This is a genomic window from Bacillus sp. FSL K6-0923 (assembly GCF_038630825.1).
Classification (GTDB): Bacteria; Bacillota; Bacilli; order Bacillales; family Bacillaceae; genus Bacillus; species Bacillus pumilus.
Map to the genome: position 1 here is coordinate 3274691 of NZ_CP152044.1, position 14480 is coordinate 3289170.

Genomic DNA, 14480 nt, shown 5'->3' on the forward strand with positions numbered 1-14480 from the left:
ATAGGTTAAATGTGCAGTTTTTTCAATGCAGATTTCACGTTCATATACGTATTCAATTCACGGAAGTCTTCTCTCATTTCTCCCATTTTCATCGCAAGGTTCGGTTTAATTCCTGTCACGATGAGTTCCGTACCAGTCATTAAAATCAAATCGTTCAGCTTAAAGATCGCATCTGCCACAAATGAATCGACTTCTAATAAACCAGACAGATCGACAATAAAATAATCGTCCTTGGATTGAGAGATATAGGTGGAGACTGTGGAGATAATCTTATCAAATCTTGGCGCTGTTAACGTACCAATGATCGGTAACACAGAAATACCATCTTTCACAGGAACAATGGGAACAGAAATGTTCAGCACTTCATCAATTGATTGCTCAAGAAGCTCCTGCTGTTCCTTCTCTTTCGTGACATCCTTTTGCAGACCAACGAAATAAAGACGTTTCCCTTCATTTTCGTCAATCCAAAGAGGAGCTACACTTAACTCATTCCAAAACATCTGTCCAGATTTTTTATAATTTTTTAGCTGAACAGTGACAGCCTCTTTGTTCTCAATTGCTGTTCTAATTTGTTGGAGAGCGTTTTGCTCTGTTTCATTCCCTTGAAGGAAACGACAATTCTTCCCCAATACTTCGGGTTCTTGATAGCCTGTCATATCTAAAAAGCCCTTGTTCACATATATTAAAGGATTATCAGGTAAAGACGGGTCCGTCACCGTCAGGCCAACCTGAGTATAGTCTAAGGCTTCCTTGATTAAATGCAGATTTTCGGACTTATAAGATTCCAGCGCCATTCGTTTACTCTCCTTAATTTCCTTACAAGCGGGTTATGTTCATAATTAAATTATATGATGTTCCACATCATGTGTAAATAGAAGTAGTTCTGACTTCCTCTTTTGTAGAATGCGCTTTATCCTATGTGATTTATACAACGACATCTGATGCATCTACTTCAAAAGGTGTCGAATCATATACGCCACACCATGTTCATCATTTGTTAACGTGACATGATCAGCGATTTCTTTCATATCCTGTCTCGCATTGCCCATCGCAACCCCAACACCAGCTGCTAGAAGCATCGATTCGTCATTTAAACTGTCTCCTACAGCCGCTGTCTGGTCTAAAGGAATACCAAGTCGTTCTGCTAGTCTTGTTAATGCCTGGCCTTTAGATGCATCCTTTGAACCAATTTCAAAGTTATGATCGGCTGAACTGACCATTGTGACATCTGAATCATCACCAAACATATTCCATCCTTTCTTCAATCTGTCTTCAAAGAAAGAGAAACCTAAAATGTTGTAGAATGAAAGCTTTCGATCCTCACGAAACAACTCTTTATATGTATCAATATAAGAAAAACCTGACTGACTGTATTGCACTTCTGCCGCTTGTTTTAAAACACTCAGGTCCGTTTCTGGATTTGCACTTTTTAAACGATCCATTTCAATCGCGAGAAGCTCTCTGCCACGATTCGGTGTGAAAATGGCTTCGTTTGTAAAAACTTCATAATAATACTCACGTTCTTCAAGCCATTTCAATATGCGTTTGGCCTTTTCTTCTTGTAAAGCAGCTGAATGATATACTTGTCCAGCCGGATCATGAATCACAGCTCCATTGGCACTAATCACCCATGTATTCATCCCAAGCTCATCAAAAATAGACCTCACATCAAAATATGCTCTTCCTGTTGACACGACAACTTCCAATCCATTCGCCGCTGCTTCCTTTAACGCCTGCTCATTTTCCTGACTCACTTTGTGTTCACTATTCAATAACGTTCCGTCTAAATCCGTTGCGATCAATTGAATGTTTGTCATCGTTCTCTCCTTTTGTCTCCATTTTGGCTATCATACCGCTGATAAAATCCTTCATCAAGAGGTGATCGGTTTATCATTGAATAAAAGAGTACCCGGCCACGCTACATGACCGGATACACACAAGGGGATTTAAGGGGACACATGACCTATACAAAGAAACGATGGTTCTATTACGCAGTGTTCTTATGCTCAAGGCAGCGTCTATCAGCTTTAGCTAGAGGGGGGCTGTCAGATGCTAGACGTTACCTTTTGATTCAGACCGTACCTCCTTTCCTTCTAGCTGCCCTTAGTCTACCGAGAAAGGTTGTATGTGACAAAACATGAAAATGAAAGAATGCCCCCTCAAATTCTCTCTTTCCTCTTTAATTTCTGCTTTTTACCGCTTGAGTATAAAACATCATCTTGTTTTGTTTGACGAAAAACTTATTTTTCATAAATTGATAAAAAACGTCTGAATGAATCCAATTACTAGAAGGCATGTGAATATAATCAGATCCATCCCACGCAAACCAATAAAAACAAAGCTGCCCGTCATGAATCGACAATTGAAATTCAAAGTAGTCCATTTGATCCTCGGTGACGTATTGAAACGTGAGTGACTCGCCTTCTTCCATGTACACATCACAAAATGAAAGAATGTCTCCCCACGAATAAACGCGCATTGTGCTCTTTGCCTTCTCTTCGCCAATATGTATGTTTCGTAATTGATAAGACTCCATAAAACATCTCCTTTCACTCATATGCAGCTCGCTTTAAGCAGGCAGCGGTTTCATTTATACAGATGTTGTATGCTATAATATTACTTACGAATAATGAACGCTTGTGAGGTGAAAAATATGAAAACCTTTAGGCTGATTGATTTAAAAATCGAACTTGATCCAAAGCAAGATAAAATGTCCAGCATTCCCCTTCGTGACGGTTTAATCATTAATAAAGAAGATGGTGAAAATCACTGGATGATCGAGGCACTCATTCCAAAAAAACATAGACAGGTGTTTGAGGTGCTCTTTCAGCAGCACACTGAAGTGAAGATTCTTGTGACGATCACAAAAGAAAACAACCGCCCTGTTCATCTATCTGTCCAAGTCAAAAACATTGTTGCTTTAGAAGAAAACATTTCTGTGCTGCTCGATGGTAAGATGATTACAAATCGTTATAGAACAGAAACAGAAGAAGTACTAAAAGACCTCGTCAAAGAGGGGCTTTCCGGAGAAAAACTACTGGATGCATTTAAACAAAACACATAAAAAAGAGCGGAGTTAGCCGCTCTTTTTTTTATTGCACATCTTTCGATTGGCTTTGATTTTTCAAGAGATCTCTAATTTCAGTTAGTAAAACTTCCGTTTGATCCGGCGTTTCTACAACCTCTTCTTCCTCTACCTTTTTCCGTTTTAATTTATTCAAATAACGAATAAAGATAAAAATGGAAAACGAGATAATCAAGAAATCAATCACTGTTTGAATGAAGCTTCCATATAAAATTTGCGCAGATCCGATCTTAATAGATAGACCGCTAAAATCATGTCCGCCAATAATAATGCCGACAAGCGGCATGATCAAATCATTTACAAGAGAAGTGACAATTTTGCCAAATGCTCCCCCAATGATGACACCTACAGCCAAGTCAATGACATTTCCCTTGACTGCAAATTCTCTAAATTCTTTCAGCATCTTTTATCACCTTCATCTTTTTTTGTCTAATATGACGTTTTTTTGTCAAAAATGCAAGTCCTGATCCGTTCAGACTAGTTGTTTCCATATAAAAAGCGATTCATTCTTGATGAACCGCCAGGCAAATCATGATACTTTAGGACCGATAGAAAATGTGAGTTCTGCTTCACATGCCACTTCGCCATCTACTGTGGCTACTGCTTTCCCTTTGGCAACTGGACCGCGAAGACGTGTCACTTCAACCTCTAAACGAAGCTGATCGCCAGGCTTGACCTGTCTTTTGAATCGGCAACTGTCAATTCCAGCAAACAAACCGATTCTCCCTTGGTTCTCTTCTTTACCTAAAATGATGACCCCAAAAACCTGAGCAAGCGCTTCTACAATAAGCACACCCGGCATGACTGGGTATCCTGGGAAATGACCGTTAAAAAATTCTTCATTTACTGTTACATTTTTGATTCCAACCGCTCTTTTGTCACCATCGACTTCTAAAATACGGTCAACCAATAAAAATGGATAACGGTGTGGAATAATGTCTTGAATTTGCTGAGCATCAAGCATGTCTTGATCTCTCCTTCTTTTCTATATCGCTGATCTTCATTTGATTCCTATAGAAGTATATTATGAATGCTCGTATTTTTCAACGTCCGCTCCACACATATGGCAAAAAATAGAATCTACTATTGCCTATTGTCATCAAATATAATCCACACTACACTCATTGTTTTTTCACAAATATGGTAATATATATTACATCATTGATTGAATAAGAGGGTAAAAATGAATTTTATGAGTGATAAATCCATTAAAAAACTTCTCCATTCGTGGTATACAATGCTAAAGCATCGACATTTTTCGAAGGCTGAAGAAATCAAAACAACTCTATTAAAACATCAACGTAAAATATCAAAAAAACAGGAACTCTATTTACATTATCAGCTGATGCTTTTTCGGCATCAGCTCTGGATGAATCAGACAGAGGACTTAGAAAAAATGAAACATGAACTGATGCAGTACAAAGACCAAATGAACGATCAACTGCATTATTATTTTAACTTCTTTCTCGGTTTATACGAATCTTTAAAAAGTGATCAAAATGATGCCATTCATTATCTTGAAAAAGCAGAAGAAAAACTGCCGCTGCTAGACGATGAGCTAGAAGAAGCCGAGTTCCATTTTCGTACAAGTGGTGTTTATTATAACAAGCGCTATTCGTTGTTATCGATTCGTCATGTTGAAAAAGCCATGGATATCTTTGCAAAGCACGGGGATATCCATAGCATTTATCGGTGCAAAATTGTCCTCGCACTTAACTTTAGTGATCAAAAAAAGTATGAAGAAGCAGAAGCTCTTTTTATTGAGATCATCGAATACGTGAAAATCATTGATGATCAAGAACTGCTCGGTATCGTTTATTATGACGCTGGCTTTATTCAGTCGAGACAAAACCGTCACAAGAAAGCGCTGGAATACTTTAAAAAAGCACTTCGTCTGCCAGCATACCGAAAGTCCGCACACTCTTATGTATCGTGCCTCTACGAAACAGTGCGTTCCTGTTATAAAGAAAATTTAACCGATGAAGGTATGAAGTATATTCAAAAAGGATTAAAAGAAGCCGTTGCTTCACAATTTGATATATTAAGAATCAAGTTCCAAATTTTATTTCTTCTCTACAGCCAAACGCCAAAGGCAGATGAGCAGATTGCAAGGCTCGTCACATGCCTTGAACGAAAAGAAGCTTGGATTGATCTTGAGGATTTGCTTGCCGATGTCTCAGATTTTTATAAAAAAAAGGGCGACTTTGAGCGAGCCGCCTTTTTTATCATGAGAGGCTGATGTCAGCCTGCTCATTATCGAATTGTATTCACTAATCCAAGCATCTGATCACCCATCGTAATCGTTCTTGAGTTCATCTGATAGGAGCGCTGTGTTGTCATGAGATCTGTTAATTCTTTAGACATGTCCACATTCGACGTTTCAAGTGCACCTTGCTGAAGCTGAATCGCTTGGCGGTTTGCTCCATTTAGTGCTGTTAATGCACCTTGATAAGTACCGTCAACTGAGAATAAATTATCTCCTTCAGAGACAAGTGCTGAAGAGTTATTGACTTGCACAACACCTAGATTCACTTGCTGATTCGGTTGATTATCTCTTGAAATGGCTGTCAGACGTCCATTTTTATCAATTGAAATATCACGAAAATTCGCATTTAAGACGATTTCATTTCCGTTTTCATCAAGAATCGGATGGCCTTCGCTAGTGACAAGCTGCACTTGATTACGATTATTGCCTGGCTGTAAGTAGAGAGAACCGTCTCTTGTATAACGAATATTACCGCCGGCATTGACCTGCATATACTGAGAAGGCGCTCCAAATGCAACATCTAGATCACGGCCTGTTTCTTTAATAGAGCCTTGCAGTGAGTTAATGGACGCATTGACCATCGTACCCGTACCAAGCCTTAACCCATCAGGTGTCAGACGACTGTTTGCCACCTGCGCATTTTTTTCATCCACTTGGTTGAACTGTTGCCTGATCAGCTCTGAGAAACGGGTATTTTTCGCACGGTATCCTGTTGTTTCACTGTTCGCGATGTTATTACTGATAATATCAAGCTGCTTTTGTACTTCGTTCATTGATACAGCTGCATTGATCATCGTTCTAAGCATGAGAATCCTCCTTTCTTTTTCATTTCTTGATTAATACACTCTGCCAATTTCATTCACTGCTTTTTCTAAGCTTTTATCATACGCTTGAACCACTTTTTGGTTTGTTTCAAATGCTCGATAAGCGGTTGTCATTTCTGTATATGATTTCGTCACATCCACGTTCGACAGCTCCGATACACCTTGACTTAACGTATAGGACATTTGACCGTTATTGACTGCACTTGGCAGGGGCTGGTTATCAGCTGTACGGTATAAATCATTTCCTTCTCTCGCTAAGTTTCTTGTATCCATCGCAACACGTACATCAATTTGTCCAAGATTTTGTCCATTTTCACTCACAGTTCCATCTGCATTCACTTTGAAATTCTCACTCTGAACCGTGATTGGCTGACCTGTCACAGAAAGAAGAGCACGCCCATTGATCGTCAACTGATTTTGTGCGTTCAATGTAATCGAGCTACTTTTCGTATAACGAACGCCTTCTGGGGTATTGACCGCATAAAAGAGCGCTGATTTCTGATTGGTCTCAGGGTTGATCGGCACATTATTTTCGACTAGTGCGATATCCGTTGTTTGATCTGTTGTTTTTAAAGTTCCTTGGGTAAATTGAGGAATCAGTTCCTGCATATATGTCCCCGTATTAATGCCGCCAATCGGTGTTTGCTGAGGAACACTAAACCCTTTGCCTGAAGAAGTTTGGAAACGTCCTGACTCCATTCGGCTAAGCAGCATTTCTGGAAATGCCCGCATGGCCCCCTCATCCGCTTTATATCCTGGCGTATTCGCATTTGCGATATTATTTGAAAGCATTTCTGTCCGCCGCTCTTGAGCGATCATGGCAGATGTTGCGGTGTATAGTCCTTTTAACACGTGCTCACCTCATTAAAATTCTTTCACATGACCTAAACACAATCTTCTATGAAATATATCGGCATATTTGCAGGGTTCTTTAATAAAAATCCCCCATTCTTTCGAAAAAGAATGAGGGACATCATTAGCTGAGTTTACGCTTTGGCAGCTTGTCCATATTATCAAGCATGACGCCAGTACCAACAGCTACACAATCCATCGGATTCTCAGCAACGAAAACTGGTACTTTCAGCTCTTCTGCAAGCAATTGATCAAGCCCGTTTAGAAGAGCTCCGCCACCTGTAATGATGACGCCGCGATCAATAATATCAGCTGATAATTCAGGCGGTGTTCTCTCAAGAACTTGCTTTGCAGCCTGAACAATCGCAGATACAGATTCACGCAATGCTTCTTCTACTTCTTTGCTTGTGACGGTAATCGTTCTTGGTAATCCTGTCACCATGTCTCGTCCACGAATTGAAATCTCTTCGTGACGTGCGTCTGGGAATACCGTTGCAACTTGGATCTTAATATCCTCAGCCGTGCGTTCACCGATCAACAGCTTGTACTCTTTTTTAATGTAGTTGAGAATTTCCAGATCAAATTTGTCTCCAGCCATTTTAATAGAAGAGGCGGTTACAATGTCACCCATTGAGATGACAGCGATATCTGTCGTTCCGCCTCCAATATCTACGACCATGTTTCCACTTGGCTGAAAAATATCCATACCAGCACCAATAGCTGCTACTTTTGGCTCTTCTTCAAGAAATACATGCTTACCGCCGCTTTTTTCAGCAGCTTCTTTGATCGCCTTCTGCTCAACAGATGTAATGTTTGTCGGGCAGCAGATGAGCATACGCGGCTTAGAGAATAGCCCTTTCACATTTAATGAGTTAATAAAATGCTTGAGCATCGCTTCAGTTACTTCAAAATCAGCAATTACGCCATCTTTTAATGGACGAATCGCAACAATATTCCCAGGCGTACGTCCAACCATACGTCTCGCCTCTTCTCCAACAGCCAAAACTTTTCCGCTGTTTTTGTCAAGAGCTACCACAGATGGTTCATTTAACACAATTCCTTTTCCTTTGACATGAATCAGTACATTGGCAGTACCAAGATCAATTCCAATATCCCTAGCAAACATCTATATATATCCTCCTTGAAAATCTGTTTCCATAGCAAATACCACATTCTGCCCTAATTATATATTCTATCATAATTTGCAGAAAAAAAGATATTTCTTTACAAAAGTCTTTACAAAATTTGTGGTTAGAAACTACCGATATGAGGAAGATATATATATCATGTTTATGAACAAAGAACTAAGCTTACTGTTTCACAGGCTCGCCTTCTAAAATTTCTTCTTTTTTATACTTTAATTTAGTGGCTTCTCCCCCTCGCAAGTGGCGGATTGATTTATGATAATCCAGTATCTCCTTCACTTCATTAGCCAGATCTGGATTAATTTCTGGCAGTCTTTCTGTTAGATCCTTGTGTACAGTACTTTTAGAGACTCCAAATTCTTTCGCAATTACACGAACGGTTTTCTTTGTCTCCACGATATACTTTCCTATCTTGATTGTTCGCTCTTTGATGTAATCGTGCACACCACTCGACCTCCCTAAAATGGATGTGAGAAGTGTGAAATGAGATCCGTATCAATAGTGTCCATTTTTAGCGGCGCTTGTTCGTCTTAATTTCTCATCCATTAGGTAGTAAATGCCAAAAACGATCCCTCACCTCAAACACTCTCTTTGTCAGGTTTGTAACAGTGTATTAGCATTGCATAGGGAATATGCTAAAAATGAAGATGGGACAAGGGATTTATCAGAAAATGCAATCATTTCGAGTGGCGAAAATTTTCACTTTACAAGAATGGGTCGAGCACGTAAAATAGAAAAGGTGATTTTATTTACCTAGCTAAATATTTAATAAAGGTGAGCATATGGATACGTTAAATAGAGAGTGTTTACATCAAATACACCAAAGCGCCAGGTTGCTGTCTAAAAAGGCGAACGAAGCGCTTGCTGCTTATGACTTGTACATGTCCCAATGGACTGTACTTTTTTGTTTGGACACATTCGGCCCGAAAACCCAAAAAGACATTTGGACATATTTGAACGTCGAAGCCCCAACCATTACCCGAACCGTAACCCGTCTAGAAGCAAATGGCTGGGTGCAACGTGTACAAGGAAAAGATAAACGTGAAAACCTGATCGTCATGACAGATGATGCTAAGGCCCGATTTGAAGAAATCAAACGTACGATGGAACAATTTGAAGAAGAATGTCTTTCAGATTTCACCCACGAAGAAAAACAACTCCTGCATACACTTTTACACAAATTATCAACTGAATAGGAAGTGACATACATCATGAACGAACGCATTTGGACAAGAGACTTTATCATGATTGTCCTGGTGAATTTATTTACGTTCACCTCTTTTTATGCCCTTTTAACCTTGCTGCCTATTTACACAATGGATGAACTAAATGGAACAGAATCACAGGGCGGTCTTCTTGTGACGGTCTTCTTATTGTCCGCCATTGTGACAAGACCATTTTCTGGAGCGATTATTGAGAAATTCGGTAAAAAACGGATGGCGATTTTCTCATCAACGGCATTTGCCTTACTCACTTATTTATACATCCCAATTGATCAATTCCAAACGCTTCTCTTACTGCGTTTCGTGCAGGGCATCTTTTTTAGCATTTTGACGACAGTAACCAGTGCCATTGCAGCAGATATGATTCCAAAACATAAACGCGGGGAGGGACTTGGCTACTTTGTCATGTCCATGAACCTTGCTGTTGTCATCGGTCCATTTATTGCACTAAATCAAGTAGGAAAAGTAGGATTCCATTCCTTATTCCTTCTTTTTTCCATTATCGTTACCATTGGTGCCGCTTTTACGATGCTCATCAGACAACCAGAGCTTGAAGATGGAGGAAGTGTTGTCTTCCGATTTACTTTTTCTCACTTGTTTGAAAAAGGTGCCTTAAAAACAGCGGCAGTCGGCATCATTATTTCCTTCTGTTATTCGCCGATCATTTCATTTATTTCAGTCTATGCCAATTCCCTTGACTTGATGGGGGCAAGCAGTTATTTCTTTATTGTGTTTGCGGCAGCGATGCTTGGATCACGTCCATTTACAGGCAGACTTTTTGACCGAGTAGGACCTCACATTGTGATCTATCCTTCGATTGCTCTTTTTGCGATTGGTTTATGGATGCTGACAGCTACACATTCAGCTACAATGCTTCTGCTATCAGGTGGTGTCATTGGACTTGGCTACGGATCGCTAGTGCCATGTTTACAAACACTTGCCATTCAGCACTCACCAGCCCACCGTACAGGCTATGCGACGGCTACTTTCTTCACTTTATATGATATGGGTATTGCTGCTGGCTCTTTTGTATTTGGTCTCCTTGTCAGCTTCACAGACTTTTCAAATGTATATCTCATTGCAGGTATTGTTGTCTTGCTCAGTATGATTGTTTTTTATTGGAGCGAACGAAAGCCCCAAGAAGCAAAAGCACAGAAGGTCTCCCTATCAGAATAGGATTCTATTTTAAACTTCAACGGAAACATGCTAAAATATAGGATGTTTCAAATAGACGATTATTTGAAAAATAGTTGGCATTAAGCGAAGGTATAGGTGATGTTTTGAATTACGAACTGTTTAAAGTGATACACGGGATGGCTCATCATTCTGAGTTTTTAGATCAGGCCATGATTTTCATTACGAAAAAGGCCATTCTTGTGTATGCCCTTGTCTTATTGATTTGCTGGTTTTTAGGTAATCACAAATTTAAGAAGCATGTCTTCTTTTCCGGTGTAACAGGCATCGCGGCACTTATCGTCAATTTTGCCATTACACTGTTTCATTATGAAGAGCGGCCGTTTGTGGCGCATAAAGTCGACACACTCATTCCGCACTCAGCAGACGCTTCCTTCCCAAGTGACCATACAACAGGTGCACTGGCTCTTTCACTTGCCATTCGATCTCGCAATAAAAAGCTTGGCAACATCTTGCTCGTCTTTGGATTACTCACAGGATTCTCCCGCATCTGGGTTGGTCACCATTATCCATTAGATGTCTTAGGCAGCCTGGTCGTATCAATTGTGGTCGTCTTTATCATGAATAAATTATGGAAATTCTTTGACTCTCCAATTGATCGCATCGTCACTTTCTATGAGACAATTGTAGGGAAAATATTCAGAAGGAAGCAAAAGGATCAGGGTTCTGACCTGTCTAACTCTTAAGCGGCTTGCGATAATGTGATGAAGAATCTTCTTCCACTTATCGCGCCGCTTTTTTTATTGACTGTCCTCCTCTGACCTTGTTCGAAAAATAAAGACTGACACCAATACCAATAAGAGAAATCATGATCAACGTCCACCCTAACTGCTCAAAATGAGGACCAGCAATTTCATCCCCAAACAACATACCGAGAACGGCAGACGATAGAATGGAACCAAGGTAGCGGCATGTTTGAAAAAGCCCAGAGGACGTGCCAATCATATGCTGAGGGCTTGCCTTGAGCATCGCAGCTTGCAGCGCAACATTGCCAATCCCGTAACTAAGTCCAAGCAGCGCTAGAACCAGCCCTTTCCCCCATAATGGTGCCGGAATAAAAAAGAAGGTCATCGCAGACGCTCCAGCCAGCATCAATACCGCACTGGCTAATACCGGATGGCGTTCATCCCCGCGGTCCACCCACTTTCCCGTCAGCGGAGACACAATGATGCTCACCCCAGACATGCAAAGCATAAAAAGACCCGTCATTTCCACACGCCAGCCTAATTCATCTTGGAAATAGCTCGGCAAACCAAAGAAAAGACAATAGAAAAAGATATTTAAAATGATAAATTGCACATACACAAGTGAAAGCCGCTGCTCCTGTCTGAACATCCGAATTTGAATAAATGGTTCATCCACCTGATACTCCCACCAAATAAAAGCGCCTGCACTCAAGAGACAAAGAATTCCCTGTACATATTGAATGCCATGACCTAGTGATAATAAAAACGAAAGCAGAAGGACAATACAAACTGTAAAAAGAAGCATTCCTGGCAAATCGAGCCTCCGTACCGTTTCACCTATACGTAGCTTTCTCTTTTTCTGCTCCTTTGGAAACAAAGATAGTCCAAGAAAGAAGCTGATCAAAATAAAAGGCAGATTCACTAAAAAGATAGCCGGCCAACCGCCGATTGTCATCAAAAAGCCGCCAAGTGTAGGTCCAAGCGCCGTCATCGCAGAAGCAAAAATGGACAATACCGCTAATGCCGATGCCTGCTTTTCCTGAATATGATCCCGAATGAGTCCGACACCAGAAGGATAAATGGCACTGCTCCCAATTGCTTGCAACAACCGAATCACAATCAGCACCGCAAACGTCGGGGCAAACGGTGCACAGATGGCTGAGACTGCTACCAGGCCCAGTCCGAATAAAAATAATGTTCTCCGGCTCATCACATGATCCCCAATCCGGCCGCTCACCGGCTGCGTCACCGCACTAGCTAAATAAAAAGACGAAATAAGCCAAGATACAGTCGTAAATGACAAACCGAATTCATGCTGAATTTGATGCAGGGCCAAAGAAATCATTGAGGAATTCAACGGATTTAACATCGTCCCAAAGGCAATCGCAGTTAAAAAGACTTTTCGGTTGTCCCTCCACTTCTTCATTTACAGCCCCCCTCTTTGTGTTCTGGCTTGCTAACCCTTCCGTTATTATGAGATTCATTTCCCTTTTTTACCCTGATCAATTCAAGTTCTCTCTTGGAAAAGCAAGACATACATTTTAAAAAGGGCGAGTGTTGGAAAAACACATATAAAATTGAGAATATGAGGTACAAATGGTAAGATGCTACACATATTGAAAAGCCTACTTTCTCCTTATATGGAGAACGGCTGAAAAGGAGGAGAAGCTTATTATTAAGAAAAGACGGTTTTGGGTCCCAGCCCTTTTCTCGGTTGCAGTATTACTTCTGTCTTCGTGTGGTTCAAATGAAACAAATGGGAACGGAGATAAACGTAATTCTACAGCGAAAGGGTCGCCAATTTTGGAGGATGGAAAATTTATATTTGCAGCATCAGGTGAATTTCACCCGTTCAGTTACATGGATGGAAATCAGATGTCAGGCTTTGATATCGATGTAGGCAATGCGATTAGTGACAAACTAGGCCTCGAGCCTATACAGAAGAAATATAAATTCGCAGGCATTGTTGAAGGTGTGAAATCAGGAAAATTCGATGCGGCAGTTGCAAGTCATACCATCAATGAGGAACGAAAAAAACACGTCCTTCTTTCTAAGCCCTACTATTACTCTGGCCCACAAATTTTCACAAGACCTGGAGCAGACATTCAACATGCTGATGATTTAAAAGACAAAGAAATCGCTGTATCTAAAGGCTCGTCCTACGCTGATATCGCAAAGGAACATAGCGGACAGGAACCAAAATATTACGACAGTGATGTCGTCGCTTTAGAAGCACTAGCCAACGGAAAACACGATGCAGTCGTGACGGATTTCGCGACAGGCGCAGAAGCCATGAAGAAAAAATTAAAGATCGAGGCTCAGGAAAGACTCGGACAAAGTGAGCAGGCAATCGCTGTTTCAAAAGAAAATGAACAGCTCATTAAAGAGATCAACGATGCGATTGACGCACTAAAAAAAGACGGAACATTAAAACAAATTAGCGAGAAATATTTTAATGAAGACATCACGGTCAAACAAAATTAAAACCACGATTGTGCGCCTTTTTTAGGCGCACTTTCTTCAAATGGAGATGATTGTTTTGCCTACCCTATCACATTTTTTTCAGACGCTGATTGATTCAAGAGGTATTTTTTTAGAAGGTATGCTGCTCACCTTACAGCTCACTGTGATCAGCATCTTCATCGGCATGTTCATCGGGCTCTTCTTTGCTTTATTGAAAATATCACGCGTGGCTGTCTTCGGTTATATCGCCAATGCCTATATCTTCCTTGTACGCGGCACACCACTGATTGTTCAAATTTTCATCCTATATTTTGGACTGACAGAATTAAATATCCCCGACTTCTGGGCCGCTTCCATTGCGCTCGCCTTTCATAATGGAGCGTATATAGCAGAAATATTCAGAGGCGCCATCCAATCAATTGATCAGGGGCAAAAAGAGGCAGGACGCTCTCTTGGTATGGGACGTTTCCTAACAATGAGGCGCATTATTCTCCCGCAAGCGATGCGGCGTGCCCTCCCCCCTCTTGGCAACCAGTTCATTATTGGCTTAAAAGATTCATCACTCGCCGCTTTTATTAGCGTCAATGAACTATTTAACGTCGCCACGACCCAAGGTTCAAACAGCTTTGACAATATGACCTATTTACTTGTTGTAGCCGTCTATTACTTAATTCTTGTCCTGCTGTTAACGTTCGCTGTCCAAACCTTTGAGAAGAAACTATCAGTCAGTGACCATTAGGAG

General features: G+C 40.7%; 17 protein-coding genes. 7 read left to right on the top strand and 10 right to left on the bottom strand.

Annotation, left to right across the window (positions count from 1 at the left end; translation table 11 throughout):
* Nucleotides 1-5: 5 nt before the first annotated feature.
* From MHI16_RS16795 to MHI16_RS16805, 3 genes are all read right to left on the bottom strand, one after another.
* Nucleotides 6-794, bottom strand: coding sequence for an STAS domain-containing protein (locus MHI16_RS16795; RefSeq protein ID WP_058013506.1), 789 nt, complete (start codon nt 792-794; stop codon nt 6-8).
* A 153-nt stretch (nt 795-947) separates the two neighbouring features.
* Nucleotides 948-1808: a Cof-type HAD-IIB family hydrolase gene (locus tag MHI16_RS16800; RefSeq protein WP_208856858.1), complete on the bottom strand. Its 861-nt coding sequence runs from the start codon at nt 1806-1808 to the stop codon at nt 948-950.
* Nucleotides 1809-2179: 371 nt separating this feature from the next.
* Nucleotides 2180-2536, bottom strand: coding sequence for a hypothetical protein (locus MHI16_RS16805; protein WP_058013504.1), 357 nt, complete (start codon nt 2534-2536; stop codon nt 2180-2182).
* Nucleotides 2537-2653: 117 nt separating this feature from the next.
* Here MHI16_RS16805 and MHI16_RS16810 point away from each other — a divergent pair, with 117 nt between their 5' ends.
* Nucleotides 2654-3064: a YwpF-like family protein gene (locus MHI16_RS16810; protein ID WP_003215215.1), complete on the top strand. Its 411-nt coding sequence runs from the start codon at nt 2654-2656 to the stop codon at nt 3062-3064.
* Nucleotides 3065-3092: 28 nt separating this feature from the next.
* Here MHI16_RS16810 and mscL read toward each other — a convergent pair whose 3' ends face one another.
* Together mscL and fabZ are read right to left on the bottom strand one after the other, a co-directional pair.
* Nucleotides 3093-3488, bottom strand: coding sequence for a large conductance mechanosensitive channel protein MscL (gene mscL / locus MHI16_RS16815; RefSeq protein WP_044140111.1), 396 nt, complete (start codon nt 3486-3488; stop codon nt 3093-3095).
* Between the two features lie 126 nt (nt 3489-3614).
* Entirely contained in the window at nt 3615-4049 is a 435-nt protein-coding gene (gene fabZ, locus MHI16_RS16820; protein WP_041108123.1) for a 3-hydroxyacyl-ACP dehydratase FabZ, read from the bottom strand.
* 219 nt (nt 4050-4268) lie between these two features.
* Between fabZ and MHI16_RS16825 the strand changes: the two genes are divergently transcribed.
* Entirely contained in the window at nt 4269-5324 is a 1056-nt protein-coding gene (locus MHI16_RS16825; protein ID WP_058013503.1) for a tetratricopeptide repeat protein, read from the top strand.
* Nucleotides 5325-5338: 14 nt separating this feature from the next.
* Here MHI16_RS16825 and MHI16_RS16830 read toward each other — a convergent pair whose 3' ends face one another.
* The 4 genes from MHI16_RS16830 to spoIIID form a co-directional block, all read right to left on the bottom strand.
* Nucleotides 5339-6157 (bottom strand): flagellar hook-basal body protein, encoded by an 819-nt coding sequence (locus MHI16_RS16830; protein ID WP_106071348.1) that lies wholly within the window; start codon nt 6155-6157, stop codon nt 5339-5341.
* Between the two features lie 30 nt (nt 6158-6187).
* A complete protein-coding gene (locus MHI16_RS16835) occupies nt 6188-7027 on the bottom strand; it encodes a flagellar hook-basal body protein (RefSeq protein WP_058013501.1) in 840 nt (279 codons plus the stop codon).
* A 124-nt stretch (nt 7028-7151) separates the two neighbouring features.
* Nucleotides 7152-8153 (bottom strand): cell shape-determining protein Mbl, encoded by a 1002-nt coding sequence (gene mbl, locus MHI16_RS16840; RefSeq protein ID WP_012011515.1) that lies wholly within the window; start codon nt 8151-8153, stop codon nt 7152-7154.
* Nucleotides 8154-8337: 184 nt separating this feature from the next.
* Nucleotides 8338-8616 (bottom strand): sporulation transcriptional regulator SpoIIID, encoded by a 279-nt coding sequence (gene spoIIID / locus MHI16_RS16845; protein ID WP_008343327.1) that lies wholly within the window; start codon nt 8614-8616, stop codon nt 8338-8340.
* A 338-nt stretch (nt 8617-8954) separates the two neighbouring features.
* Between spoIIID and MHI16_RS16850 the strand changes: the two genes are divergently transcribed.
* From MHI16_RS16850 to MHI16_RS16860, 3 genes are all read left to right on the top strand, one after another.
* Nucleotides 8955-9368 (top strand): MarR family transcriptional regulator, encoded by a 414-nt coding sequence (locus MHI16_RS16850; RefSeq protein WP_044140115.1) that lies wholly within the window; start codon nt 8955-8957, stop codon nt 9366-9368.
* Between the two features lie 15 nt (nt 9369-9383).
* On the top strand, nt 9384-10571 hold the full coding sequence (locus MHI16_RS16855) for an MFS transporter (RefSeq protein ID WP_342498017.1): 1188 nt from the start codon (nt 9384-9386) through the stop codon (nt 10569-10571).
* Between the two features lie 104 nt (nt 10572-10675).
* Entirely contained in the window at nt 10676-11275 is a 600-nt protein-coding gene (locus MHI16_RS16860; RefSeq protein WP_034660243.1) for an undecaprenyl-diphosphatase, read from the top strand.
* Between the two features lie 37 nt (nt 11276-11312).
* Here the strand turns inward: MHI16_RS16860 and MHI16_RS16865 are convergent, their stop codons facing one another.
* On the bottom strand, nt 11313-12701 hold the full coding sequence (locus tag MHI16_RS16865; protein ID WP_169055855.1) for an MFS transporter: 1389 nt from the start codon (nt 12699-12701) through the stop codon (nt 11313-11315).
* Between the two features lie 212 nt (nt 12702-12913).
* On the opposite strand from MHI16_RS16865, the gene MHI16_RS16870 reads away from it, so the two are divergent.
* On the top strand, nt 12914-13759 hold the full coding sequence (locus MHI16_RS16870; RefSeq protein WP_235567013.1) for a transporter substrate-binding domain-containing protein: 846 nt from the start codon (nt 12914-12916) through the stop codon (nt 13757-13759).
* A 40-nt stretch (nt 13760-13799) separates the two neighbouring features.
* Complete coding sequence (locus tag MHI16_RS16875) at nt 13800-14477, top strand: amino acid ABC transporter permease (protein ID WP_081042259.1); 678 nt, start codon at nt 13800-13802, stop codon at nt 14475-14477.
* The last annotated feature ends 3 nt before the right edge of the window (nt 14478-14480 follow it).

What these genes read in the sequence shown, in the direction of transcription:
- MHI16_RS16795 (WP_058013506.1), bottom strand. Translation starts at nt 794, where the DNA reads ATGGCGCTGGAATCTTATAAGTCCGAAAATCTGCATTTAATCAAGGAA.
- MHI16_RS16805 (WP_058013504.1), bottom strand. Translation starts at nt 2,536, where the DNA reads ATGGAGTCTTATCAATTACGAAACATACATATTGGCGAAGAGAAGGCA.
- MHI16_RS16810 (WP_003215215.1), top strand. Translation starts at nt 2,654, where the DNA reads ATGAAAACCTTTAGGCTGATTGATTTAAAAATCGAACTTGATCCAAAG.
- mscL (WP_044140111.1), bottom strand. Translation starts at nt 3,488, where the DNA reads ATGCTGAAAGAATTTAGAGAATTTGCAGTCAAGGGAAATGTCATTGAC.
- fabZ (WP_041108123.1), bottom strand. Translation starts at nt 4,049, where the DNA reads ATGCTTGATGCTCAGCAAATTCAAGACATTATTCCACACCGTTATCCA.
- MHI16_RS16825 (WP_058013503.1), top strand. Translation starts at nt 4,269, where the DNA reads ATGAATTTTATGAGTGATAAATCCATTAAAAAACTTCTCCATTCGTGG.
- MHI16_RS16830 (WP_106071348.1), bottom strand. Translation starts at nt 6,157, where the DNA reads ATGCTTAGAACGATGATCAATGCAGCTGTATCAATGAACGAAGTACAA.
- mbl (WP_012011515.1), bottom strand. Translation starts at nt 8,153, where the DNA reads ATGTTTGCTAGGGATATTGGAATTGATCTTGGTACTGCCAATGTACTG.
- MHI16_RS16850 (WP_044140115.1), top strand. Translation starts at nt 8,955, where the DNA reads ATGGATACGTTAAATAGAGAGTGTTTACATCAAATACACCAAAGCGCC.
- MHI16_RS16855 (WP_342498017.1), top strand. Translation starts at nt 9,384, where the DNA reads ATGAACGAACGCATTTGGACAAGAGACTTTATCATGATTGTCCTGGTG.
- MHI16_RS16865 (WP_169055855.1), bottom strand. Translation starts at nt 12,701, where the DNA reads ATGAAGAAGTGGAGGGACAACCGAAAAGTCTTTTTAACTGCGATTGCC.
- MHI16_RS16875 (WP_081042259.1), top strand. Translation starts at nt 13,800, where the DNA reads ATGGAGATGATTGTTTTGCCTACCCTATCACATTTTTTTCAGACGCTG.